Below are 24,217 nucleotides of genomic sequence, written 5' to 3' on the forward strand. Positions count from 1 at the left end.
TTTTCCGGACCGCTAGAGATGGGCTGCCACGCTTCCCTGCGTGAACCCAACGTTCGGCTTGGTATCCTGGTTCAAAATAACCAGAATGAAGACGGAAACGGTCATGGAGACCTGCCCGCGCTTAGGCGGTTTGGACGGATTGCCGCAGTTTGAAGAAATGGGATTCCCCGGCTGAGCGTTGTCTGATTCATGGGATGTCGACTGATTGGAGGTCGACATGAGCACGAAGATGACAGAGGACGACTGGCGGGTAGCGCTTGAGGCTTTTCAGGCATCGTTACCCCGACGTGGCGATAAAGGCCGGGATGACCGGCTTTTTCTGGAGGCCCTTCATTATTTCGCGATTCACAATATCACATGGCGTGCCCTGCCGGAGCGCTTCGGCAAATGGAATAGCGTCTGGAAACGGTTCGACCGACTGAGCAAAGGCGGCACCTTCGATCTCTTCTTCGAGCATCTGGCCTCTCTGTCCTCCACGGCCAGTCTGGTTCAGATGTTCGATTCCACGATCGTCCGCGCTCATGTTTCGGCTGCTGGCGCAAAGGGGGGCAGAAAGGTCAGGCGCTCGGCCGGTCACGCGGCGGTTTCACGACCAAAATCCATCTGAAGACGGATTTCGACGGCCTGCCAATCGCATTCGATCTGACCGGTGGCGAAAAAGGCGATGCTCCGCATTTCCGGATCCTGTTGGACCTCGGTCCCGACGTGACACCCCGCGCGGTTGTCGCGGATAAGGGGTATGCCAGCAAGGCCAACCGCAACGCAGCCCGTTCTCGCGGTGCCATTCCGGTGATCCCGCATAAAACCAACGAGAAAGATAAACCCGCCCACTTTGCCAAGGCCATCTACCGAGGTCGCGCCCGCATCGACCAAGCTGTCGGGAAAATCAAACGCAACTTTTCAGCCATCGTATCAATCGCGGCAGCGTTCAACCTCATAGAATCCGTCCACATGGCCTAGAGCGTTTCAGTTTTTCACGGAAGCGTATCCAGCATTTGCAAGGTATTTTGCGCACTCTTGCGGTTTGATGGTCGTAACAAGGCGTCCTATGGCCCGCCATGTTTCCTCGACGGTTCGCTTCTGCCCCATACGCATCCAGTGTTTGATCTTGGCGAACGCCTGTTCGATCGGATTGAGATGGGGCGAATAGGGCGGCAGGAACCATAGCCTCGCGCCTGCCGCTTTGATCGCCTTGCGGATGGCGGCCGACTTGTGGCTGCCGAGATTGTCCATGACGACGATATCACCCGGCTTGAGAGTGGGCACGAGAATCTGCTCGACATAGGCTTTGAAGCATTGACCGTTGATCGGCCCGTCGAAGACGCAAGGGGCCGTCAGCCGGTCGCAGCGCAGCGCGCCGAGAAAGGTCAGTGTTCGCCAATGCCCATGCGGCGCAAAGCCGCGAAGGCGTTTGCCGCGTTTGCCCCATCCCCTGAGCGGCGCCATATTGGTCTTGATCCAGGTTTCATCGATGAACACCGGCCTGCCGGGATCGAGGCCGGCCTGCAAAGTTTGCCAGCGTTGACGCCGTCTGGCGATGTCAACGCGCGCCTGCTCAAGGGCGAACAGTGTTTTTTTTGAAGCTGAGGCCCTCGCGCCGCAGGAACTTCCAGACCGTATCGTGCGAGACTTTTACGCCACGCGCAGCCAGTTCATCCTTCACCCCCTGCAGCGTCAGATGCGAGGTCTGGTTGATGCGCTCGATGATGAAGGCCCGGTGCGGTTCCAGTATGCGCTTGCGATGGCCACCCATCTTGCCGGGCGCGAGCGAACCTGTCGCCCGGTAGCGCTGCGATCACTTCACTGCAGCAGACACGGAAACCCCAAAGCGAGAAGCGACCGAGCGGCAGCTCTCGCCAGCCTCAATGGCAAGAACCACACGCTTTCGAAGATCATTGGAAAGAGGTGCCGTCATCAGATGCTGGCCTCCTGCCCAGCCAGAATCTTGAATCACAAAACCAGCAAAAGGGGAATCCCTTTGATTCCGTCAAACACAGAACCGCTCTAGTGGCGGCAATTTCATCAGCCAGGGGCGACGCTCCCGTTCGGCTACTAGCAGTTTATTCAATTGAATATCATTTCGACGGGGCCGCCGGATCATATCCCTTCAAGACCTTTGAGCACCGAAGGCGTCATTGACTTCGTCTTGATGAACTTGACTTGCGCAGCTAAGCCGATGGAAAAGTTGTCGAAACCGGAGCTGTTCTGCTTGAGGAGACTGCCGAACGGATTGCTGCGAGTTTCGTCATTGCGATCGGACGCCTATTTCCCGGTTCCGGAAAACACGTCGGCAATGCCGGCGTCGAGGGGCGTGCGATAGGTCATCAGGATATAGCCGAGCACGGCATAAAAGCCGACGGTGGCGATGAGGTCGAAGACCGCGGGTCGTCCGAGTGCTTCGGCAAGTGCTGCTTCGGTTTCGGGCGCAAGCCGGCGCTGGTCGATCAGCATGTCGACGGCGCGGACGATCAAACCGTCCTCGCCCTCCGGCATAGCGCGAAGCGCGGCGATGCGCTCGGCGGAGAAACCGAGCCGTGTCGCCCGGTCGACATGGTGGTTCCACTCATAGCCTGAACCGAAACGGAAGGCGACGCGCAGGATCACGACTTCCGAGCGCTCCGGGCCGAGCGCGGTGTCCTTGACCACATGCTGGCGCAGCGGCGCCCAGGCGCGCAGCAGGTCCGGGTGATGCGCCATGGTGCGATAGACGTTGAGCGCGCTGGCGAAGCCGTCTTTCAGGTCTGCGATCTCCGGCGGCCAGTCGCTGTCCTGAAGCGGCGGCAGGAGGGGTTTGTCGGTCATTGCAACGGGCTCCACTCGGTGTTGCATACAGCCTTGGGGGGCCGAATGGTCGCCCTTGCGCCGCGGAAAAGACAGGTCTAAATCCGGCCTGTCCATCTAGCGGACCAGCCGAATCCTGGTTTTGCGTCAACAATCGACCAGATCTGGCGTGAAAGGTTCCGGCAAGCTCGACCAAGCCACCGCGTCAGTTCCACAAGATATGGATTCACACAATGGGCGGCCCGGGACGCTTGTGTCCCCGGCGCGTGGTCACCGCTGCCGAGGCCGTCGTTTCAAACACAATCTCACGCTTTCAAGCGATGCGTTGGGCGCGGGGGCTTTCCTCCATCACCGCGATCATCTCCCCCACCAGGCGCTCGGACAAGCGACCGCGCACGGACTCATAGCGGGGATCGGACCATAGATTGTTTGTCTCGTCCGGATCGGCAACCAGATCGTAAAGCTCGCCCCATTCGAAATTCATGAAGATGGTCAGCCGCCATCGCTTGGTGATCAGGGTGCGGATGCGGGCGGGCTCCTCGAGATTGTAGCGCGCGCCGCTGTCGTGGTGTTCGATCAGCAGGGCGTCGCGAATTTCGCCGCCCTCGGCCATGGCCGGGATCAGGCTTTTCCCCTGCATGCCCCAATATGGCTTGACGCCTGCCCGCTCAAGGATCGTTGCCGCGACATCCACCGTTGAAGCAAGCGTTCCGGACTTGGCTATGGCGTCGGTGTTGGACGGGTCGCTCCAGATAAAAGGCACCCGCGTCAGGCCGCGCATCTGCAACATACCCTTCAGGAGAAGGTTGAAGTCGCCCATGTAATCGCCGTGGTCCGAGTTGAAGATCACAACGGTATTGTCGGCATGTCCGGATTCTTCAAGCGCCTGCATCACCTTGCCGATTTGATCGTCGATCATGGTGATCATGCCCGCGGTAAGCGCCATCGCCTCGCGGATTTGCCGGTCGTCGGCGTAGAACGCGGTCTGCAGAAGCGGAGCGGTTTCCCCGTTCTCCCACATTTTCCTGATGTGTTCGAAAATGGGGTTGGGGTTCTTGTGGGCGGAGTAGGGCAGTCTCACCTCAAAGTCGTCCGGATCATACATCGACCAGTATTTGCCCGGCGGATTGAACGGGTGATGCGGATCGGGAAACGAGACAAATGCGAAGAATGGCGTATCGTCGCCCGCGCGATCGCGCAGCCATTCCGCAGCCCTGTCGCCGATCCAGGCCGTGGGGTAACTTTCTTCGGGCACAGGCGTTCGATAGGCTTGAGGACATGTATAGTCGTGCGGCAGCTCATTGGCCGGATCATGCAGCTCTCGCCAGTCGGGGTGCGTTCGGCGAAACCACTGGCCGTAATGCCCGCCGCATTTGTCGCCGTGGCCTGTTACCATCTCCACATGCTGATAGCCATAATAGGGCGTCTTGATTTTGTAGGGTTCCGTCTTTCCGTAGCTGCCAGGTGCCTCCTCATCGTAGCCCGTCTGCTCCGGCTTCCAGGCTTCCGTGATCGGACCGGCTTCAAACGGCTTGCGCCCGAGCGGCTTGGCGTCGGTGAAGGCCTGCAAATGGCTTTTGCCGATCGCGGCGGTGGCATAGCCCGAAGCAGCCAGCACCTCCACGAATGTGTTTGCCCGCTCGGTGAGAGCGCAGCCATTGTAACGCAGCCCGTGGACCGACGGATACCGTCCCGTAATCAGCGAAGCCCGGTTTGGCATGCAGACGGGCAGCGCAACGTGGAAATCCTCAAACGATGTTCCGTTTTCCGCAATGCGGTCGATATTGGGCGTTTTGACCACAGGGTGTCCGGCGCATCCAAGCCAGTCGGCGCGCTGCTGGTCCGTTATGAAATAGAGAAAATTGGGCCGCTTAGCTCTCATCATCGCTGCTTTCGGTGTGACTTTCGCCCAGACCTGGGAATGACTTCTGCGACAGTCTGTGAAGGTTCCTGAAAATGAGCTCCGCCTTACCCAGGGGGGCCAGCGCGTGTTCGCGCATGGCAAACTCCGCCCGCGTCCCTTCTCCGTTCCTGATCGCCTCGACAATTCTCTTGTGATCGAACTGGGATGTCGCGAAACCCTCGACCGCTTCTTCATCGGTGAAGGCATGAAACAGCGGAGAGGCGCGAAACGGGCTTTCTTCAAGCCGTCGCGTCAGAACTGAATTGCCGGCCATGCTCGCGATCGTCGCGTGAAACCGGACATTCACCTCGATAAATTCGTTTCGGGCGGATTCGCCGCCGTCGCCCCTGGCGATAAGCTCGTCCACGATCGCGATGCAGCGCGTCATTTCATCTTCGTATTGTTGAAATCCGCCTCTCTCTGCGGCAAGGCGCGCCGACATGCCCTCAAGCGTGGCCCGGACTTCAATGATTTCCCGCATCTCGTCAATAGTGAACCGCCGCACGCGAAAGCCGCGATGCGGTTCTCCTTGAACAAGGTCTTCCTGCTCAAGCCGCGCGAGTGCGAGGCGTACCGGCGTGCGCGAAACATCGAGCAGCCTGGCGAGGCCAACCTCGGTCAACCGGTCGCCGGGGGATATCTCGCCGGTCATGATCAAATGACGCAGGCGCTTCGTCACCGCCTCTGTATTGCTGCTCGGCGCAGATCTTGATTGCATGCAATTTCTAGCCTCTTTAGTCTTCGTATCCCGAAAATCGCAGGAATATGGGCGTAATTCAACCCGAAAATTCGCATACATCAAGAAATGATTATTGAATTGCATGCAATTATATGAAATGAGTTGCGAGGGAGAGACGTTCAGATCTGGATCGGCAAGGCTGTCACCATGCATCCTATCGGATGCATCGACGCGAAATATCGCCCGGCCGGCCGGTGAAATGAAAACCGGGTGCGACAGGCACCGAGAGGGAGGCGTGCCAATGATATCAAGAACTCTGACCGCTGCGATGGCGGCGGTGCTTTTGACCGGAGCTTCGGCCAAGGCGGAAACCAGCGTGGTCTTCAACAATTATCTGCCCGAGCACAACGAGATCATGCGCAATGTCATTCGGCCCTGGGCCAATGCCGTGGAAGAAGCCTCTGATGGCAATATAGAGATCGATTTCACGGCCTCGTCGCTGGCACCGCCCCCGCGCCAACTGGAGATGATCCGGGCGGGCGTCGCCGATGCGGCGATGAATATTTCATCCTTCACGGCGTCTCAGTGGCTTGCGCCGCTGATTTCGGAACTGCCGGTTCTGTTCGATCGCGACAGCGCCAAGGCGCATTCCATTGCTCTCTGGCGCACATATGAGAAATTCTTCCGCGAAGCGGAGCCCATTGACGGGGTCCATGTCGTCGCTCTGGTGGCGCTCACGGGCAATCACATCTGGAACAACAAGCGTCCTGTCGAAGTGGCCGAGGATGTCAGCGGTCTCAAGCTGCGGGTCAATCCCAATGGCGTGCCCGTGATCGCTGCCATGGGCGGCGTGATTGTCTCTCGCCCGGCGGTCGATACATTCGAGCTCGTCGAGCGCGGGGTGGTCGATGGCACCGTTCTGCCGATCTCCTCGGTTGAAGGGCTCGGTGTGCTCGAGGAGCTCAAATACGCAACGCTTTATCCGGGCAGCCTTTATCGATCGACGGCTTCGATCATCTTCAATCAGAAGGTCTGGGATGCCATGCCGGAGGCCGACAGGGCCGCAATCGAGAAAGTCAGCGGCGAAGCGCTGGCGGCGCTTGCAGGCGGCAATCTCGATGATGCGACCGAACAGGCCCGCGCCGAACTGGAGCCAGCGGGCATGGAGGTCATCGAGGCCGGCGCCGATCAGATAGCCCAACTGCGTCAAAGCGAAGAGGTTGAAGCCGCGATTGCAAAGTGGAAGGAAAAGGTTGCCGGGCTTGGGCTTGATCCTGATGAAGTGATCAGTTTTTATCGGGCCCAGCTTGAGGAGCTGGAAAACTGAATGGCCGCCGCTCCAGATACCGCGACCAGCCGCGCCAGCACGGTTTTCGAAACGCTCCTGAAGGTTGTCCTGACGGTTACCCTGCTGGGCATTCTCGTTCTGACCTTCTTCGATGTTGTGGGTCGTTACGTATTCAACGCGCCGATCCCCGGCGCCTTTGAAATTCAGCAATATGGCATGGGAATCCTGATCTTTGCGGGTCTGCCCCTCATTACGTTTGACCGCGGCCATATCACCGTTTCCCTCGTAGACGGTTTTTTTGGGCGAAACGCGATGTTGAAGCGCGTTCAGGGCGCGGTTCTGAATTTGATCAGTGCCGCGATCGTGGCGCTTTTGACCTATTGCCTCTGGGACCAAGCGGAAAAGGCAATGCAGTGGGGCGTGACCTCGGCGTTTCTTGAGTTGCCGCAATATCCGGTGATGTTCTTCATGGCGTTCATGGGCGCCGTAACCTGTGTGGTTCTTCTGCTGCAGGCGGCGACCGGCATTCGGGGGCTGGAGGACGACGGGCAGGGAAGCAAAGCCGGGGGAGGCTGGGAGCTATGATCGCGGGTCTGGTTGGAATGGGCTTGCTTCTGGCCCTGGCGTTTATCGGAGTGCCCCTCGGCTTTTGCATGATGCTCGTAGGCTTTGGCGGTTTCGCGATGGTGCGCGGAACCGACGCGGCGCTTGCGATGCTGGGCCAGACGGTGACCTCAAACAGCATGTCATACGGGTTTATCGTTGTTCCCCTGTTCGTGTTGATGGGAAACCTCATCTATCGGGCGGATCTGGCCTCGGATCTCTATAGAACCTCCTACGCCTGGTTCGGGCGTTTTCGCGGCGGGTTGGCCATGTCCACCATCGTCGCTTGCGGAGGCTTTTCCGCGGTGAGCGGATCGTCCGTCGCGACGGCAGCCACAATGGGCAAGGTGGCGTTTCCGGAGATGATAAAATACGGCTACAGCCCGTCATTCTCCGCGGGCACGATTGCCGCGGGCGGGACGATCGGTATTCTCATCCCGCCCTCGGTCATCCTGGTCCTCTACGGGATCATAACGGAGTCGGATATTGGCGCGCTTTTCATTGCCGGAATTCTGCCGGGGATTTTGACGGTCCTTGGATATTTGCTGGTCGTTGTCGGATTGACGACGCTGTTCCCGCGCATCGGGCCCAGAGGAGAAAGTTTTTCCTGGAGGTACCGGTTTGCATCGCTCAAAGGGGTGTGGCCGGTCATGCTGCTGTTTTTCTTCGTGATCAGCGGCCTCTATTTCGGAATGTTCACCGCCACGGAGGCGGGCGGCATGGGGGCCGTGGGGGCGCTTGTCTTCTGCATTATCCGGAAAAGGATAACATTGCCGGGTTTTCTGGAATCGATTTTCGAGGCCGGCAAAATGACGGCGATGGTATTCACCGTGGCGCTCGGAGCGCTCGTTTTCTCGAATTTCATAGAAATTGCCCGTATGCCGGCAGAACTCAAAACCTGGATGGAGACGCTGGCCCTGTCGCCGATGCAGGTGATGTGGCTGATTCTGGCCATCTATCTCTTGTTGGGATGCGTGTTCGAAGGCGCGGGCATGGTGTTGTTGACCGTCCCGCTCTTCGCCCCGCTCGTGTCGCTCTTGGGCTTCGACCTCATCTGGTTCGGGATCGTGGTTGTCGTCGTGACCGAGATTTCGCTTGTGACGCCGCCGATCGGGATGAATGCCTTTGTCATGAAGGCGGTTATCCCTGAACTTTCACTCACTGCCATATTCAGGGGAATAGCGCCGTTCTGGGTGGCGGACATATGTCGCCTGGCGCTGATCGTGTTTTATCCGCCGATTGCGCTTTATCTGCCCTCGGTCATGGGATGACGGGCCGCGCCTCTCGGAGGGGGGCTTCAAGCTGAGGGCGCATTTTCGATCGGCAGGGCGGTTTTGTATTTGACCTGCTTCAGGGCGAAGCTCGACTTGATATTCGCGACCCCGGGGATCGTGGTCAGATAATTGATGATGAATTTCTGCAGCAGATCGACATCGGCGACCGCCACGCGAATGAGGTAGTCGCTGTCGCCTGTCATCAGGTAGCATTCCATGACCTCGGGATAGGCTTCCATCTTGCTTTCGAACAGTTCGAGCGCGTTTTCCACCTGGCGTTCGAGCGTGACCTGAATGAAGACGCTGATCGATAGGCCGACGGATTTGGGATCCACCAACGCCACATAGCGGTCGATAACCCCTTCCTCTTCCAGGGCGCGCACGCGCTGCAGGCAGGGTGAGGGCGAGAGCCCCACGCGACCGGACAGCTCCACATTCGTGATCTTGCCATCCACCTGCAGCTCGGACAGGATTTTTCGATCTATTTTATCAAGCGCCATTTGCCGCATTTTATTTCCTTGAGATTTCACTTGGCAGCATGAAAGCCTGATTATTTGGTTTTTGCAACATATGAACGGCAGAACATATTCCGTCTCTTCGCCTATGATCGGGAAAACACAGCGTCTGGGAGGCGAGCACGATGAGTAAAGTCGAACTTCAAATTGGCGGTCATATCGATCCTGATCCTCTGGAGACGCGCGAATGGATCGAAGCGCTCACCGCGGTGATCGAGGCCAATGGAAGTTCGCGCGCCCAATTCCTGCTCAGGCAGTTGGAGGAGGTCGGACGGCGCAACGGCGTTTTTGTCGGCGGTCAACCCTATTCCTCCTACCGGAACACGATCCCCGTGGCCTCTCAGGGGCACTATCCGGGCAACCTCGCCATCGAGGAGAAGCTGACGTCGATCATGCGCTGGAATGCGCTGGCCATGGTGGTTCGCGCCAACAAGGCCTATGGCGGCCTGGGTGGCCACATCGCCAGCTATGCCTCCGTGGCGGAAATTTTCGAGGTCGGGTTCAATCATTTCTTCCGCGCGAAGACCGAGACGTTCGGCGGCGATCTCGTTTACTTCCAGCCGCATTCCGCGCCGGGCGTTTACGCGCGCGCCTTCCTGGAAGGCAGGCTGAAGGAAGAGCAGCTTGACAATTACCGGCAGGAGCTGTCGGGCAACGGGCTGTGTTCCTATCCGCATCCCTGGCTGATGCCGGATTTTTGGCAGTTCCCGACAGGGTCGATGGGGATCGGCCCCTTGAACGCCGTCTATCAGGCGCGCTACATGCGTTACCTCGAAGCCCGCGGATTGGCCGACACCGCCGGGCGGCACGTCTGGGGCGTATTCGGCGACGGCGAGATGGACGAGCCGGAATCGGTCGCCGGCCTGACGCTGGCCGCGCGTGAAAAGCTCGACAACCTGACCTTCATCGTCAACTGCAACCTGCAGCGGCTTGATGGGCCGGTGCGCGGCAACGGCCAGATCATTCAGGAGCTTGAGAGCCTGTTTATCGGCGCTGGCTGGAATGTCATCAAGGTGCTCTGGGGGTCGGAGTGGGACGGCCTTTTCGCCCGGGATAAGGATCTGGTCCTGCTCAGGCGCTTTGCCGAAACCGTGGACGGGGAATACCAGAATCTCGGCTCCAAGGATGGCGACTACAACCGCCATAAATTCTTCGATATCGACCCGGCCACACGCGATCTGGTTGCGCACATGACCGACGACGAGATCCACACGCTCAAGCGCGGGGGTCACGATCTCAGAAAACTTCATGCCGCTTTTGCCGCCGCCAAGGCGCATAAGGGCCGGCCCACGGTCATCCTCGCCAAGACCAAGAAGGGCTACGGCATGGGCAATGCCGGCGAAAGCAGGATGACGGCCCACCAGTCCAAGAAACTCGACATGGAAGCACTGGTGAGCTTCCGCGACCGGTTCAAGCTTCCGTTGAGCGAGAAAGATCTTGAGGATCTGAAATTCTACAAACCGGCGGATGACAGCGAGGAAATGCGCTATCTGCGCGCGCGCCGCGAGGCCCTGGGCGGGTCGATGCCGTCGCGGCGCACCACCGTTCAGGGCGCCGCGCTGCCAAACATTCCCGAACTCGCGGACTATGCGAAATTCGCGCTGGAGGCGGATGGCAAGGAAATGTCGACCACGATGGCTGCGGTGCGCATGCTCAGCGCGCTCTTGAAGGACAAGTCGGTCGGTCCGCGCATCGTGCCCATCGTCGCAGACGAGGCGCGCACTTTCGGGATGGATAACCTGTTCCGCCAGATCGGCATCTACGCGCCCGAAGGTCAGCTTTATGAACCCGAAGATGCCGGCTCGATGCTGTTCTACAAGGAAGCGAAGAACGGCCAACTGCTCGAAGAGGGCATCACGGAAGCCGGCGCGATTTCATCCTGGGCGGCGGCTGCCACCTCCTACTCGGTTCACGACACGGCAACGCTGCCCTTCTACATCTATTATTCGATGTTCGGCTTCCAGCGCGTTGGCGACCTGATCTGGGCAGCGGCCGACCAGCGCGCCCGCGGGTTCCTGCTTGGCGCGACGGCGGGCCGAACGACCCTGTCCGGAGAGGGGCTGCAGCACCAGGATGGCGCAAGCCATGTGATTGCCGCGACCATTCCGAACTGCAAGGCCTACGACCCCGCCTTTGCCTACGAGCTCGCGGTGATCATGCATGCGGGCATTCTGCGCATGATGGCTGAGCAGAGGGACGAGTTCTATTATCTGACCGTGATGAACGAGAACTACGCCCAGCCATCCATGCCGGAAGGATGCGAGGAGGGAATCCTCAAGGGTCTTTACAAGCTCGGCGAACGCGGGGAGGCAGAATCCGAAGTCAAGGTCAGACTGGTCGGCTCCGGCACGATACTCAACGAGGTCATCGCCGCCGCCGATATCCTTGCTGACGAGTTCGGCATTGCATCCGAGATCTTTTCGGCGACGAGTTTCTCGGAGCTTTCACGGGAGGCTCGCAGCGTCGAAAGGCGAAACCGGCTCTCGCCCCAAAAGGACCGGGCGAAGCCCTATGTCGAGACATGTCTGCCCGGCACACTGCCGATTATCGCCGCGACCGATTATGTCCGCGCCGTTCCCGAAATGATCGCTCCCTATGTCGAAGGCCGTCTTGTCGCCCTCGGCACGGATGGCTTCGGCAGGTCCGATCAACGCGAGGCCCTGCGCCGGTTCTTCGAGGTCGATCGCGAAAGCATCGCCATTGCTGCAATCGAGGCGCTTGTTCGGGCCGGGCACAGCGAACCCGAGACTTTGACCAAGGCGCTCAAGTCGTTCGGGATCGACGGCACGTCGCCGGATCCGTGGACAGTTTGAGGGTGTCGGACATGAGCAAGACCATAGAATTCACCGTGCCCGATATCGGCGATTTCTCCAGCGTGCCTGTCGTCGAAATCCATGTCGCGCCGGGCGATACCATAGCGATCGACGACTCGGTCATATCGCTTGAATCCGACAAGGCCACGCTGGATGTGCCCTCCACCATTGCCGGGCGGATCGTCGAAGTGTGCGTCGGTGAAGGCGACAGGGTCAGCCAGGGCTCGCTGATCGCCATCGTCGAGATCAGCGCCGAGAATGCAGCTTCGGATGAGGCTCGGGGCACTGAGAAAGAGACGGCTGTCGAGACCGCCACTGCCGAGCCCCCGGACGCCGCCGCCGCGCCGGCGCCAAAGCCGGCGTTGGCGACAACCACGACGGCGGTCGCCGATGGAAGGTTGGCCCATGCCTCGCCCGGGGTTCGAAAGCTCGCGCGCGAACTCGGCGTCGAGATCGGCGCGGTGAGCGGGAGCGGCCCCAAGGGCCGGATAACGCGTGACGACCTGCATGCCTTTGTGAAATCGAGGCTTGGCGGCAGCGCGCCATCGGCAAATGCTGCCACCGGCGAAGGGTTGGACCTCCTTCCCTGGCCGAAAGTCGATTACGAGAAATTTGGCGAAACGGAACGGGTGCCGCTTTCCCGTATCGCCCGGCTTTCCGGTCCCAACCTGGTGCGCAATGCGACGATCATTCCGCATGTTACCAATTTCGAAGAGGCAGACATCACCGAACTGGAGGCGTTCCGGAAATCTCTCAACGCTGATTCCAGAGACGGCCTCAAGCTTTCGATCCTGCCGTTCGTCGTCAAGGCGGCGGCGGCCACGCTGAGGCTGCACCCCAAGTTCAATTCTTCGCTCGATGGCGATTCACTCGTCCTGAAGAAATATTTCAATATCGGGGTGGCCGCAGATACGCCGGAGGGGCTGGTCGTGCCTGTCGTCAAGGCCGCGGACCAAAAGGGGATCATCGAGATCGCCGCGGAAATGGTCGAGCTCGCCGCTCAGGCGAGAGCCGGCAAGCTCAAGCCTCAGGATATGCAGGGCGCAACCTTCACGATTTCGTCTTTGGGCGGCATCGGCGGCACGAATTTCACGCCGATCATCAACGCGCCCGAAGTCGCCATTCTGGGTATGACGCGGGCCAGGATGCAGCCGGTGTGGAACGGAGAGGACTTCGAGCCGCGCCTGATACAGCCGCTTTCCATGAGCTGGGATCACCGCGCCGTCGACGGCGTGGCCGCCGCGCGCTTCCTGGTGACGCTGAAAGACATGCTGTCGGATTTCCGGCGTATTACCCTTTAGGAGATCTGTTGATGAAAACGGACATCAAGGTCCCCGCCATAGGGGACTTCGCCAATGTGCCCGTCGTCGAGGTGAGCGTCGCCGTGGGCGACATCATTGCAGTCGAAGACACGGTCGTGATGCTGGAAAGCGACAAGGCGACGCTCGATATTCCGTCGCCCGTCGCGGGCAGGGTCACGGCCATACACATCGCTGTCGGCGACCGCGTCAGTGAGGGCAGCGCGATCCTGGAGGTCGAATCCGAAACCGAATTGCCGGCCGAGAGAAGGGAAGCGGCCACGCAGGCCGTTGCTGCGCAACCGGCTAACGCGCCGCTAACAACACCTTCGGTCCATGCCGCGCCCGGCTTGCCGGATGCGGACGCTGAGGCCGAACTCGTCGTTATCGGGGCGGGGCCGGGCGGCTACACGGCCGCCTTCCGCGCGGCTGATCTCGGTCTGAAGGTGACCCTCGTCGAACGCGACCCCAATCTTGGGGGCGTCTGCCTGAATGTCGGGTGCATTCCGTCCAAGGCGCTGTTGCACGCGGCCAAGGTGATTGACGAGGCGGCGGCGATGTCGGGCCACGGCATTACCTACCCGAAGCCCGAAATCGATATCGATCGATTGCGCGCATGGAAGAGTGACGTGGTCGGAAAGTTGACGGGCGGGCTGACCGGGCTTGCCAGGAGACGCAAGGTCAAGATCTTGCGCGGGTCTGCCGTGTTCGAAGGCGGCAATCTTGTGCGCGTGTCGCATGGGGGCGACGAGAAAACCATCGCCTTCAAGCAGGCGATCATCGCCTGCGGCTCCGAGCCGGTGCGGCTCCCTTTCCTGCCGGACGATGACAGGATCATCGACAGCACGGGCGCCCTCGAACTTGCCGATATCCCCAAGCGCATGCTGGTGCTGGGTGGCGGCATTATCGGCCTTGAAATGGCGCAGGTCTATCACGCGCTCGGCGCGCGCATCACCATTGTCGAGCTCATGGATCAGATCATCCCGGGGGCTGACAGGGATATCGTCGCCCCTTTGATGAAACGTATCGAGCAGCGTTACGAGAACGTGCGCCTGAAGACCAAGGTGACCAAAGTGCAATCCGAAAAGACGGGATTGAGGGTCACGTTTGAAGGACCGGAGGGAACCCGCGAAGAACTGTTCGACAAGATCCTCTCGGCGGTGGGCCGCAGGCCGAATGGCCGGCTGATCGGCGCTGAAAAAGCGGGGATCAGTGTCGATGAGGGCGGTTTCATCAGGGTCGACCGGCAGATGCGGACCAGCCGGGAGAACATATTCGCCATTGGCGATGTCGTCGGGCAGCCAATGCTGGCGCACAAGGCCACGCATGAAGGCAAGGTCGCCGCGGAAGTCGCTGCCGGCCACAAGTCCGCCTTTGATGCACCGGCCATTCCCTCGGTCGCCTATACCGAGCCGGAGGTCGGCTGGGTGGGCCTGACGGAAAACGAGGCCAGGTCGAAAGGCATCGCTTATAAAAAGGCGTCCTTCCCCTGGGCGGCTTCCGGGCGGGCCCTTGCCATGGCCGGTTCGGACGGCGTTTCCAAGCTGCTGTTCGACCCCGATAGCGGGCGCGTTCTCGGCGCCGGCATTTGCGGTCCGAACGCGGGTGAGTTGCTTGCCGAAGTGGCGCTCGCCATCGAGATGGGCGCCGATGCCGAGGATCTGTCGCTCACCATTCATCCTCACCCGACCTTGTCCGAGACCATCGGGCTTGCCGCTGAAATCTTTGAAGGAACGATCACCGACCTTTGAAGATGAGGCTGCTGTTCGAGCATGTCTCGCGTCGGCGCATTCCTTTTGCATCCGACCCGGCCGGCAGCGTTGTCCACTAGCTGGACAAATTCGAATTTCGACTGGATTTCAATCGGATGGCATCCTTATTGTGGTGCAAGCGACACGGAAACAGGTTCCGGCTCTTGCTGAAAAACGTAGCCCGAGGGTGCGTTGTCACAGTGAAAACCGGGCGGGAGGAGTGGATAGATGTCGATTATTTCCCTTGGATATATGGGTATCAATTCCAAGAGGCTGGGTGATTGGGAAGGCTTCGCCACGGATCTGCTTGGCATGCAGAAAGTCGATCAGGGCGGACCCATGCGCATGTTCCGGATGGACGACCGCAAGCAGCGCCTGATCGTGACCGGCGAAGGCGAGGAGGACCTTGCCTTCATGGGCTGGGAGGTCGGTTCGCCCGAAGATCTGGAAGCTCTGGCGGCCAGGCTCGAGAATGCGGGCTTCCCCGTCACCTTGCACGGCGCGTCCCTTTCCGATCAACGCCACGTTGCCCGTCTGATTTCCTTCCATGATCCCGACGGCAACCGGCTGGAAGCCTTTTACGGGCCCGAGATCGCAAGCGACCCGTTCCTGTCCGGTCGTCCGATCAGTGGCTTCAAGACCGGGTCTCTCGGCATGGGGCATGCTGTCCTGCATGTCGCCAACGTTGAAGGAATCCTGCATTTCTACAGGGACATACTGGGTTTCAACGTGACCGATTACGGCCTGAAGCCCTATCCGCTCTACTTCTTCCACGTCAATGGACGTCATCACAGCTTCGCGATGGTCGGCTCCGGCCGCAAGGGCATTCACCACTTCATGGTCGAACTGCTCTCGCTCGACGATGTGGGCCAGGGCTATGACATAGCCCAGCAGCGCGACGAGGGGATCGCCTATACGCTTGGCCGGCACTCCAATGACCATATGATGAGTTTCTACACCAACACGCCGTCCAAGTTCTTCGTGGAATACGGCTGGGGCGCACAGGTGGTTGATCCCGAGACCTGGAAGCCGTTCGAGACGCATGAAGGTCCGTCAACCTGGGGACATGAGCGCGTCTATCTGCCCGAAGACGATGAAGTCAGAATTCGGATGCGCGAGATGCGGCACAAGAATGCCCGCGACGGGTTCCGCGCGCCCGATCCGAAGCCGAACTGCGCCTGGCTCGATAGCGTCGTGCACGCAGAATAAAACAGCAAGTTGAACACATAAAAACGGAGAGGAGACGACGTTGCGAGTAGCATCATTCATTTTGCCCGAGGGCACTGCATCTTACGGAGTGGTTGAAGGGGATACGATCAGGGATGCCGGCGCCGGCCTGCGCGCCAAATACCCTGACCTCAAGGCGGTGATTGCGGCAGATGCGATTGGAGAATTGCGGTCCGCCGATGGCGAAAGCCTGGCGACCGACAGCGTCAGCTTCATCCCGACGATCCAGAATCCGGACAAGATCATCTGCATCGGGCTCAACTATCTGGGCCACATCAAGGAGACCGGCCGGGACCGGCCGGAATATCCCTCGATCTTCACCCGATACCCGTCGACGGTCGTTGGTCACGACCAGCCCATGATCCGGCCGAAGGCGTCGGACAAGTTCGACTACGAGGGCGAGTTCGCGGTGGTCATCGGCAAGCGCGGGCGCGCCATCGCAAAGGACAAGGCCTTCGATCACGTTGCCGGATATACCGGCTTCAATGACGGCTCGATCCGCGACTATCAACGGCATACGACCCAGTTCTGGGGCGGCAAGAATTTCGACCGGTCGGGCTCCATGGGGCCGTGGATCGTCACGCCTGACGAACTGGGCGACGTTGACAGCCAGACCCTGGTCACGCGGCTGAATGGCGAGGTGATGCAGGAGACGTCTATTGGCGATCTCGCGTTCAAGGTGCCGGATCTGATCGCCTATGTCTCCACGATCACGGAACTCCTGCCGGGCGACATCATCGCAACGGGCACGCCGAGCGGCGTCGGTTTCTTCCGGGATCCGAAGGTGTTCATGAAAGCCGGCGACCGGATCGAAGTCGAGATTTCGGGCATTGGAACGCTGCGAAACACCATTGCCGACGAATAAGAAAACAAGACAAGAAGGCTGGAGGACAAAGATGATACCGACGCACGCGGATGTTGCCGTCATTGGCGGCGGCCCCGTCGGGCTGACCGCAGCAAGCCTGCTGGGCAGACTCGGCATCAATTGTGTTCTGTTCGAGCGGAACCAGACGACTGCCTTTCATCCGAAGGGTCACGTGGTGAATACCAGGACCATGGAGATTTTCCGGATGATGGGCATAGCCGAGGGCGTGGACGCGGAGGCGCTTCCCCTTGAACGACACGCCGGCATCGGGTTTGTCACCAGCCTTCTCGGCGATGAGATCGGCGCGATCAAGACGCGTAGCGATCCCGAATGGGCGCGCATCGAGCGCACTCAGAGCCCTGTCCTGAAGCGGTCATGCCCGCAGGACAGGCTGGAACCGGTGATCCGCAACCATGCGGAGGGCTTTGAAAGCGTTTCACTGAATTTCGGCTGCAATGTCACCGGCATCGAACAGCATGATGATGGCGTCACGCTCAGCTGGGAAGATTCCGACGGCGCGTCCGGCACCACGCAGGCTAAATACGTGATTGCCGCGGACGGCACGCGCAGCGAAGCGCGCGACGCGGTCGGCCTCGGCATCAGCGGCGAGTCGATGGGGCAGCAGATCGGCATCTATTTCCACGCCGATCTTTGGGAGTATGTGAAGGACCGGCCTTACCTGCTCATGTGGATCTACAACGCCAGGACGTCGGGCGTGCTGATATCGCTGGATGGGCGCAATCGCTGGACCTACAATTTCGGCTATGCGGAAACCGAGACGCGGCACGATTTCACCGAGGAGCGCTGTCTGGAGATACTGCATGCGGTGATCGGGACGGATGATATCGACATCGAAATCAAGAACATCATGCCATGGCGCATGCAGGCGCGCATTGTCGATTCCATGTCGTCGGGGCGCGTCTTCTTTGCCGGCGATGCCGCGCATCCGTTGCCGCCCACGGGTGGGCAGGGGGTAAATACCGGTGTTGCCGATGTGCATAATCTGGCGTGGAAACTGGATTTCGTGCTCAGGGGATTTGCGCCTGAAGGTCTGCTGGAGACCTATGACACGGAGCGCCGGCCGGTTGCCAAGTTCAATGTCGAGCAAAGCGCGCGCAACGCCCGGGCCATGGAGAAGAAGGGCCTGTCGGGAATGCTGTTCAATGACAGCAAGTTCCTGTCCAACATCGAGGGTCCCGCGGGCGCCGCGAACCGGGCCAGGCTCGCCGAGGGCATTCCGGAACAGCGCGCGCATTTCGACTATCCGGGCCAGACCTTCGGCTTTCACTATGACTCCAGCCTCGTGACGGGAGATGGCACGCCCGAGCCGCCGATCGAGGTGGAAACCTACACGCCGACGGCGCGTCCGGGTCACCGCGCGCCGCATATTCCGATCCGTTTCGAAGGCCGGGACATTTCGATCATCGACCTCTTCGATTTTGACGCCTTCACGCTTCTCGCGGGCCCGAAGGGGCAAGCCTGGAAGGTGGCGCTTGATGGCCTGGACGGCAAGTCACTGCCGAAGGTGAATGCCTATCTGGTTGGACATGGTCTCGATGTCGAAACCGATCTTGAAGCCTGGAAAGACCTGTATGGGGTCTCGGATGAAGGGGCGGTTCTCATCCGTCCCGATGGACATGTGGCGTGGCGCAGCTCCCGGGGCGGCGATGCTGATGCCCTGATTGCCGCGCTTTTCAGGTCGATCGGCCGGAATTCCGCATCCGAAGATGAAATCGCTACGAGAAAGACCGTATTGAATGCCGCATCCTGAGTATCAGACAGCAGTCATCATCAAAGAAGCGGGTGGTCCCGAAGTTCTCGTCGCCGAACAGGTGCCTGTCCAGAGCCCCGGCCCCGGCGAGGTGCTGATCCGGGTCTCCGCGGCCGGCGTGAACCGGCATGACGTTCACCAGCGTGCGGCAGGAAAGCACAGCGACGGCCAGGCTGTTCCCGGCCTCGAGGTATGCGGCGAGGTCGTCGCCGCGGGCGAGGGCGTGCGCGGCGTGGCCGAAGGCGAGCGCGTCATGGCGCTGGTTCAGGGCGGCGGCTACGGCCAGTATGTCACGGCAAATGCGGGACTGGTGATGCCAGCGCCCGACACGCTTTCCGATGCCGAGGCGGCCGGCATTCCCGAGGCCGTTTTCACGACGTGGTGGAACTTCTTCAATCTCATGTCGCTTGAGAAGGACCAGTTCGCATTGTTTCACGGCGGTACAAGCGGCGTGGGTCACATCGCGCTGCAGGCCATGTCGGCGCTCGGGTATAATGTTCTGGCGACCTGCGGCAGCGAGAAGAAGGTGTCGGCCGCGCTGAATTTCGGCGCCAAAGCCGCCTTTCTCTACGATGATCCCGAACTTGCGGACAAGGTTCTGGCCGCCACCGGCGGCAAGGGCGTATCAGCGCTTCTGGACGTTTCCGCCGGCGCGCATGTGGCGCAGGATCTGAAGATGATGGCGCCGGACGGGATGATGGCGCATCTGTCCGGCGGCGGCGGCGCCTCCCTCAGCGTTCCGTTGCGCGACATCATGGCCAAGCGGATTCGCATCACCGGTTCGCTGCTGCGTCCGTTGCCGCTGGCGCGCAAGATCGAAGTCGCAAGGATGATCCGCGCGGATGTCTGGCCGCTTCTCGGACGCCAGGTGCGGCCTCAGATCGAGGGCAGATTCGACTTCAGAAGAGCCGCCGATGCGCATCGCATGATGGAGAACAACAGCCATATCGGCAAGATCATCCTCGACGTCGTTCACGACTGACAGGCTGACGCAGATATCTCCCGGGCGGCGGCTCAGTCCGCCGCCGGCATGCCGTGTTTGTGCGCCGCGCCTTTTATGGCTGATGGGTGTCTTCCCGATAGACGGGGTCAAGGCGGGCTTTGATCGATCGCCCGGCTTGGCATTGCCCCCGATTTTCCCATAATAGATGATCGCGGACGCGAAACATGCCACTGGACAAGCCCTGCGCTTGTGCATCCGGAGACGAGTTGAGAATGGCCACCAAGGGCGGATCACGCTACAAAAGGATTCTCGACCAGTTCACCGAAGACCGTCCGGCATGGACCGTGGCCGATCTGGCAGTGCAGCTGGAAACAGCCAGCAGCACCGTTTACAAATGGGTCGGAGAGCTTGTCGCGCTCGGTTTTCTGGAGGCCACGCTCGATGCCCAGTATCGGCTGGGTCCGGCGTTCCTGGAGTTCGAGCGCCGTTTGCGGCGTACGGACCCGTTGTTGCGGGCGGGCGAGGTATTCCTCACGGAGCTTGTCGAAAAGTCCGGGCTCGAGTGCACGGCAATTCTGGCGCGGCTTTACGGCAACAAGGTCATGTGCGTCGCGGATGCGCATAGCGCGAACATGGAGTTGACGAGCAGTTTCGAACGTGGCCTGCCGATGCCTTTGACGAGGAGCGCCACCTCGCGGGCCATCCTCTCCGTCATCGAGTCACGCCGCCTGAAGCGCTTCCTGCAGCGCGAAACCGAACTGAAGGGCCCGTCCCTGAGCCGGTTTCTCGAAGATGTTTTTGCTGCGCGCAAACAGGGATACTGGATCTCCCGCGGCGAGGTCGACCAAGGCGCGATCGGCATCGCGGTTCCGCTTTTCGACCGTCAATTGGGGCTCGAAGCGTCGCTCAGCCTGGTGGTGAAAACCGACAACGTGACCGAGGAAGAGCTTGGCAGAGTGACCGCTCTACTGACGCAGACCGTCGAGCGGATACAGGCGTTTCTGGCGCAGCAGTATAAAGAGCCGGAAACGACATAGCGATTTCAGGGTTGCGGCTCCAAGGGCGGCAACCCTGAGAAAACGGCGTTATGACCGCAGAATGGCCTTGCCCCAGGTGTTCAGCGAGCGTGCTTCGTGGGGCCAGTCTTCGCATGGGCGGTCATGAATGACTTCAAGTTCGGCGGAGATTTCGATCCAGTTGCCATCCGGATCCGCGATGAACGCAAAAAGATTGTGCCCGGGTCCATGCCGGCCCGGCCCCCACATAAGCTGGATTCCCTTGCTGGCGAAATGCTCGCACCAGTCGCGCAGGTAGCTCCATTCGCCGGCTTCGTAGGAATGGTGATCCATGCCCGTGCGGTCGCCGTCAAAGGCGGCGATGGTGTGGTGCTCGTGATTGGACGTCACGAAGATTGTCGCGATTGATCCGTCGTCGCGCACGACACGGTCAACCATGCGGAAGCCGAGCTTCTTGTGATAGAATTCATAAAAGCCCTCGATGTTCTGCGTCCGGTAGGTCATGTGCTGAACTGGCCCCCAGATGGGCGCTGCGGCATTGGCCCGCGGCCAGCCCATCGTCTTCACATAAGGGGCTTTCGACAGTCCGAACACGACGAGATGGCCGTCGTAATCGCGCACCGCAAAGGCGCCATCCTCGAAATAGGGAGACGGGTTGTCGAGGATTTCGACGCCCTGCGAGCGGGCGCGCTCGCGTATCATCTCCAGCCCATCGGCGTCGCGCACCGCAAGGCCGGAAAATCCGAGCTTCTTGTCCTCTCCTTTCAGGACAATCATGCGGCGGGCCGGCCCTTCGCAACGCCACTGGGTGTCGGAGGTCTTCTCGACCTCCATCTGCATGGCGTCGCCGTAGAACGCGGCGAGCCTCTCCGGGTTCGCGCTCTCGAAGGCGACGTGGTGAAGATATGCGCCGGCTTGGGCGACGGTATCGGGCATTTGTGCTCTCCTCAAAGTTTTTACGTTGCAATATTATCTGAAAAAGAGAATACTGCAAATGGATTGAGGGGCGAGACGCAAATCATCGATGCGCAAGACTTGCGAGGGGGCTCCCGGCGCAAGCGCCGCAACCCGGAAAGCAGGGGGGTAAAGCCTTGAAGAATAGCGAAGGAAACTTTCGCGCGGCGACATCCGCCGTTAGCCGGGCAACGGGTGCATCAGGCCCCGGGCCTGCAATCAGTTGCGCCGATATATATGATACATTTCATGCCGAGCTGGGTGTCTGCAGCCTCCAGTTCAGAAGTCTCGGAAAGTGGGAGGCTTTCTTCGGGCCGGCGGAGACGGTCGCGACGTTCGAGGATCATACGCCGGTTCTCAAATGCGTTTCCGCTGCTGGCAACGGGCGGGTTCTCGTGGTGGACGGGAGGGGGTCGCTGACGACCGGCGTGATGGGCGACCGGCTTGCGGAAATGGCGAGGATGAATGGCTGGGCCGGCGTCGTGATCAACGGCGCGGTTCGCGACAGCGCGGCCATTGACGCCATGGCGTTTGGCGTGAAGGCGCTCGGCGCGACCGCAAGGCGGGGGTGGCAGGCGACTTCGGGCAGGTTCGGCGGACAACTGCGCTTCGGCGATATCACCATTGATCGCGGCGACTGGATATATGCTGATCGGGATGCGGTTCTGGTCAGCAAATCGGAGCTGGACATGGCCCTCGTGAAGGGCGCCGCAGTAGCGGAATGAGATGCCGATAAAGCCGGAAAGGCGCAATGTGAGGGAGGCTCCTGACCCTTCAGGAGAAACGGGTCGCCGCGCCGCGCAGACCAATGCGTGGTAATCGCGCGGCGGCAGGGAGGATTCCACGTGACTACGGGTAGCAACATGACTGAAACGATAGAGACCGACGTGCTGATTGTCGGCGCGGGACCGGTGGGCCTGTCGCTGGCCAACGAGTTGGGATACCGTGCCGTCGATTATATCCTCGTGGAGGAGGGGGAAGGGAAGATCTTCTTCCCGGCCGGCGAGAATATCTTCTCCCGTACGATGGAGCATCTGCGCCGCTGGGGCATTGCCGATCGCGTGCGCTTCGGTGACGCGATATCGCCGGATTACCCGCGCAATATGGGGTTCTGCACCACGCTGGAGGGCTGGCCTCTGGCGCTTTTCCCAGGGGTCTCAAACGCCGAAGCCCCGCAAAAGGACGTGCACTCGCCGGAAGGCGGGTTCTTCTACCCCAAGAAAGGGTTTGATCCCGCGCTTCGTGAGGCCGCTGAAGAAAAGGGCGGCGATTTGCGGTATGGCCACAGGCTGATTTCATTTAATCAGGACTCAGACTATGTGACGAGCACCGTCGAAGACCTGCAAACCGGGGAAAGGCGTCAGATACGCAGCCGGTATCTTGCGGCCTGCGACGGCGCGCGCAGCACGGTCCGCAAACAGCTTGGCATCAGCTACATCGGAAGCTTCGGCGAAGGCTTCAACTTTGCGGTCTATTTCCGCTGTCAGGGTCTGGGAGACAAACTCACTCGCTTGTTCGGGCGCAAGATGGCGCAGGTGCATACCGTATGTCACGCCAATCGCGCCTACATCACCGCGGTTGACGGCCGGGATGAATGGCGGTTCTCCATGTATACGGAGGAAAAACGGGATTTCGACCCGACAGACGTGGTGGCCGCGGTCATCGGCCCGGAGCTCGCCTTCGAGGTGATCCAGGCCCAGCCCTGGACGGGACACCGCGTGGTGGCGGAGCGCTATCGCGATAATCGCGCGTTTCTGCTGGGCGATGCAAATCATCTGCGCTGGCCGAAGGGCGGTTTCGGCGCCAACACCGGCATCGGCGATGCCGTGGACCTGGGCTGGAAGCTTGCCGCGCGATTGCAGGGATGGGGCGGAGAAGCCCTGCTGGACAGCTATGAGGCCGAACGGCGGCCGATCGCCATACGCAATACCAACGAGGCGGCCAACAACCGGGTGTTCGACAGCATGATCGCGCCGGAGCCGCATGTGGAAGAGGCCGGCGAAGAAGGCGCGGAAGCACGCCAGCGCTTGAGAGACCGTCTCTTTGCCCTGCGCTACCGGGAGTTCGCGACAGCCGGCATACAATTGGGACACCGCTATCGCCAGTCGCCGGTCTGCGTTCCGGACAACAGTCTTGAGCCGCCGGACGATCACATGCTCTATCGCCCGTCAACATATCCCGGCGGTCGGGCGCCGCATGCCTGGATGAATGATGGCCGCTCCACGCTCGACCTGTTCGGCAAGGCCTATGTCCTGATGGTTTTCGGCACGATAGCGGGAACCGATGCGTTTCTGGCCGAAGCCAAACGAATGGGCATACCTGCCGGCATGCATCTGATCGAGGAGGAGGAAATCGGCGCGCTCTACGAAAAGCCGCTGGTGCTGGTGCGGCCGGACGGGCATGTCTGCTGGCGCGGCGAACAGGTTCCCGAAGCAATGACGGAATTGTGGAACACGGTCACGGGCCGGCGTTGCGCCGAGGAACCGTAAATGCGCCGCAGGCGCGGCTGCTGTTGTCCGGTCCCGTGCTGACGTTC

Annotated in this window: 19 protein-coding genes and 2 pseudogenes; 15 read left to right on the top strand and 6 right to left on the bottom strand. The window is 60.4% G+C overall.

The window, feature by feature from the left end; genetic code table 11:
- Window positions 1-229: 229 nt before the first annotated feature.
- Together K7H91_RS13125 and K7H91_RS13130 are read left to right on the top strand one after the other, a co-directional pair.
- Window positions 230-433 (top strand): annotated as a pseudogene (locus tag K7H91_RS13125) (transposase); the annotation flags it as partial.
- The gene (locus K7H91_RS13130) at window positions 400-960 is read left to right on the top strand and encodes a transposase (RefSeq protein ID WP_230720829.1); all 561 of its coding nucleotides are present in this window, start codon (window positions 400-402) and stop codon (window positions 958-960) included. The pseudogene K7H91_RS13125 and the gene K7H91_RS13130, both read left to right, overlap by 34 nt.
- A 6-nt stretch (window positions 961-966) precedes the next feature.
- On the opposite strand, the pseudogene K7H91_RS13135 reads toward K7H91_RS13130, so the two are convergent.
- From K7H91_RS13135 to K7H91_RS13150, 4 genes and pseudogenes are all read right to left on the bottom strand, one after another.
- A pseudogene (locus tag K7H91_RS13135) lies at window positions 967-1,915 on the bottom strand (IS630 family transposase).
- A 347-nt stretch (window positions 1,916-2,262) separates the two neighbouring features.
- Window positions 2,263-2,802 (bottom strand): carboxymuconolactone decarboxylase family protein, encoded by a 540-nt coding sequence (locus K7H91_RS13140; RefSeq protein ID WP_230720727.1) that lies wholly within the window; start codon window positions 2,800-2,802, stop codon window positions 2,263-2,265.
- Between the two features lie 292 nt (window positions 2,803-3,094).
- A complete protein-coding gene (locus tag K7H91_RS13145) occupies window positions 3,095-4,666 on the bottom strand; it encodes a sulfatase (RefSeq protein WP_230720728.1) in 1,572 nt (523 codons plus the stop codon).
- Window positions 4,653-5,753, bottom strand: a complete 1,101-nt coding sequence (locus K7H91_RS13150; protein ID WP_230720729.1) for a GntR family transcriptional regulator — start codon at window positions 5,751-5,753, stop codon at window positions 4,653-4,655. Before K7H91_RS13150 ends, K7H91_RS13145 begins: the two co-directional genes overlap by 14 nt.
- Here K7H91_RS13150 and dctP point away from each other — a divergent pair.
- The 3 genes from dctP to K7H91_RS13165 are packed head-to-tail and all read left to right on the top strand — an operon-like array spanning window position 5,740 to window position 8,525.
- On the top strand, window positions 5,740-6,690 hold the full coding sequence (gene dctP / locus K7H91_RS13155) for a TRAP transporter substrate-binding protein DctP (protein WP_230720730.1): 951 nt from the start codon (window positions 5,740-5,742) through the stop codon (window positions 6,688-6,690). The genes K7H91_RS13150 and dctP overlap by 14 nt on opposite strands.
- A complete protein-coding gene (locus K7H91_RS13160) occupies window positions 6,691-7,236 on the top strand; it encodes a TRAP transporter small permease (RefSeq protein WP_230720731.1) in 546 nt (181 codons plus the stop codon).
- Window positions 7,233-8,525 (top strand): TRAP transporter large permease, encoded by a 1,293-nt coding sequence (locus tag K7H91_RS13165; protein ID WP_230720732.1) that lies wholly within the window; start codon window positions 7,233-7,235, stop codon window positions 8,523-8,525. Before K7H91_RS13160 ends, K7H91_RS13165 begins: the two co-directional genes overlap by 4 nt.
- Before the next feature lie 26 nt (window positions 8,526-8,551).
- Here the strand turns inward: K7H91_RS13165 and K7H91_RS13170 are convergent, their stop codons facing one another.
- Entirely contained in the window at window positions 8,552-9,037 is a 486-nt protein-coding gene (locus K7H91_RS13170) for an Lrp/AsnC family transcriptional regulator (protein WP_230720733.1), read from the bottom strand.
- 131 nt (window positions 9,038-9,168) lie between these two features.
- Between K7H91_RS13170 and mdeB the strand changes: the two genes are divergently transcribed.
- From mdeB to K7H91_RS13210, 8 genes are all read left to right on the top strand, one after another.
- Window positions 9,169-11,856, top strand: a complete 2,688-nt coding sequence (gene mdeB, locus K7H91_RS13175; RefSeq protein WP_230720734.1) for an alpha-ketoglutarate dehydrogenase — start codon at window positions 9,169-9,171, stop codon at window positions 11,854-11,856.
- An 11-nt stretch (window positions 11,857-11,867) separates the two neighbouring features.
- Window positions 11,868-13,157 carry a dihydrolipoyllysine-residue acetyltransferase gene (locus tag K7H91_RS13180; protein WP_230720735.1) on the top strand — a complete coding sequence of 430 codons (1,290 nt, stop codon included), beginning with the start codon at window positions 11,868-11,870 and terminating at the stop codon, window positions 13,155-13,157.
- An 11-nt stretch (window positions 13,158-13,168) separates the two neighbouring features.
- Entirely contained in the window at window positions 13,169-14,905 is a 1,737-nt protein-coding gene (gene lpdA / locus K7H91_RS13185) for a dihydrolipoyl dehydrogenase (RefSeq protein ID WP_230720736.1), read from the top strand.
- A gap of 228 nt (window positions 14,906-15,133) precedes the next feature.
- Window positions 15,134-16,114: a VOC family protein gene (locus K7H91_RS13190; protein WP_018063960.1), complete on the top strand. Its 981-nt coding sequence runs from the start codon at window positions 15,134-15,136 to the stop codon at window positions 16,112-16,114.
- Window positions 16,115-16,154: 40 nt separating this feature from the next.
- Window positions 16,155-16,997: a fumarylacetoacetate hydrolase family protein gene (locus tag K7H91_RS13195; protein ID WP_230720737.1), complete on the top strand. Its 843-nt coding sequence runs from the start codon at window positions 16,155-16,157 to the stop codon at window positions 16,995-16,997.
- A 31-nt stretch (window positions 16,998-17,028) separates the two neighbouring features.
- On the top strand, window positions 17,029-18,768 hold the full coding sequence (locus K7H91_RS13200; RefSeq protein WP_230720738.1) for an FAD-dependent monooxygenase: 1,740 nt from the start codon (window positions 17,029-17,031) through the stop codon (window positions 18,766-18,768).
- The gene (locus K7H91_RS13205) at window positions 18,755-19,750 is read left to right on the top strand and encodes an NAD(P)H-quinone oxidoreductase (protein WP_230720739.1); all 996 of its coding nucleotides are present in this window, start codon (window positions 18,755-18,757) and stop codon (window positions 19,748-19,750) included. The genes K7H91_RS13200 and K7H91_RS13205 overlap by 14 nt, the downstream gene beginning before the upstream one ends.
- Window positions 19,751-19,983: 233 nt before the next feature.
- The gene (locus K7H91_RS13210) at window positions 19,984-20,748 is read left to right on the top strand and encodes an IclR family transcriptional regulator (protein WP_230720740.1); all 765 of its coding nucleotides are present in this window, start codon (window positions 19,984-19,986) and stop codon (window positions 20,746-20,748) included.
- Between the two features lie 48 nt (window positions 20,749-20,796).
- On the opposite strand, the gene K7H91_RS13215 is transcribed toward K7H91_RS13210, so the two are convergent.
- Window positions 20,797-21,663 carry a VOC family protein gene (locus K7H91_RS13215; RefSeq protein WP_230720741.1) on the bottom strand — a complete coding sequence of 289 codons (867 nt, stop codon included), beginning with the start codon at window positions 21,661-21,663 and terminating at the stop codon, window positions 20,797-20,799.
- Window positions 21,664-21,818: 155 nt separating this feature from the next.
- Between K7H91_RS13215 and rraA the strand changes: the two genes are divergently transcribed.
- Window positions 21,819-22,406 carry a ribonuclease E activity regulator RraA gene (gene rraA / locus K7H91_RS13220; protein ID WP_230720742.1) on the top strand — a complete coding sequence of 196 codons (588 nt, stop codon included), beginning with the start codon at window positions 21,819-21,821 and terminating at the stop codon, window positions 22,404-22,406.
- A 138-nt stretch (window positions 22,407-22,544) separates the two neighbouring features.
- A complete protein-coding gene (locus K7H91_RS13225) occupies window positions 22,545-24,170 on the top strand; it encodes an FAD-dependent monooxygenase (protein ID WP_230720743.1) in 1,626 nt (541 codons plus the stop codon).
- The last annotated feature ends 47 nt before the right edge of the window (window positions 24,171-24,217 follow it).

The organism is Martelella mediterranea, assembly GCF_021021415.1.
Taxonomy (GTDB): Bacteria; Pseudomonadota; Alphaproteobacteria; order Rhizobiales; family Rhizobiaceae; genus Martelella; species Martelella mediterranea_C.

Excerpts from the sequence above, each read along its gene's own strand:
- K7H91_RS13140 (WP_230720727.1), bottom strand. The coding sequence starts at position 2,802 with ATGACCGACAAACCCCTCCTGCCGCCGCTTCAGGACAGCGACTGGCCG.
- K7H91_RS13145 (WP_230720728.1), bottom strand. The coding sequence starts at position 4,666 with ATGATGAGAGCTAAGCGGCCCAATTTTCTCTATTTCATAACGGACCAG.
- K7H91_RS13160 (WP_230720731.1), top strand. The coding sequence starts at position 6,691 with ATGGCCGCCGCTCCAGATACCGCGACCAGCCGCGCCAGCACGGTTTTC.
- K7H91_RS13165 (WP_230720732.1), top strand. The coding sequence starts at position 7,233 with ATGATCGCGGGTCTGGTTGGAATGGGCTTGCTTCTGGCCCTGGCGTTT.
- K7H91_RS13170 (WP_230720733.1), bottom strand. The coding sequence starts at position 9,037 with ATGCGGCAAATGGCGCTTGATAAAATAGATCGAAAAATCCTGTCCGAG.
- mdeB (WP_230720734.1), top strand. The coding sequence starts at position 9,169 with ATGAGTAAAGTCGAACTTCAAATTGGCGGTCATATCGATCCTGATCCT.
- K7H91_RS13180 (WP_230720735.1), top strand. The coding sequence starts at position 11,868 with ATGAGCAAGACCATAGAATTCACCGTGCCCGATATCGGCGATTTCTCC.
- lpdA (WP_230720736.1), top strand. The coding sequence starts at position 13,169 with ATGAAAACGGACATCAAGGTCCCCGCCATAGGGGACTTCGCCAATGTG.
- K7H91_RS13190 (WP_018063960.1), top strand. The coding sequence starts at position 15,134 with ATGTCGATTATTTCCCTTGGATATATGGGTATCAATTCCAAGAGGCTG.
- K7H91_RS13200 (WP_230720738.1), top strand. The coding sequence starts at position 17,029 with ATGATACCGACGCACGCGGATGTTGCCGTCATTGGCGGCGGCCCCGTC.
- K7H91_RS13205 (WP_230720739.1), top strand. The coding sequence starts at position 18,755 with ATGCCGCATCCTGAGTATCAGACAGCAGTCATCATCAAAGAAGCGGGT.
- K7H91_RS13210 (WP_230720740.1), top strand. The coding sequence starts at position 19,984 with ATGGCCACCAAGGGCGGATCACGCTACAAAAGGATTCTCGACCAGTTC.
- K7H91_RS13215 (WP_230720741.1), bottom strand. The coding sequence starts at position 21,663 with ATGCCCGATACCGTCGCCCAAGCCGGCGCATATCTTCACCACGTCGCC.
- K7H91_RS13225 (WP_230720743.1), top strand. The coding sequence starts at position 22,545 with ATGACTGAAACGATAGAGACCGACGTGCTGATTGTCGGCGCGGGACCG.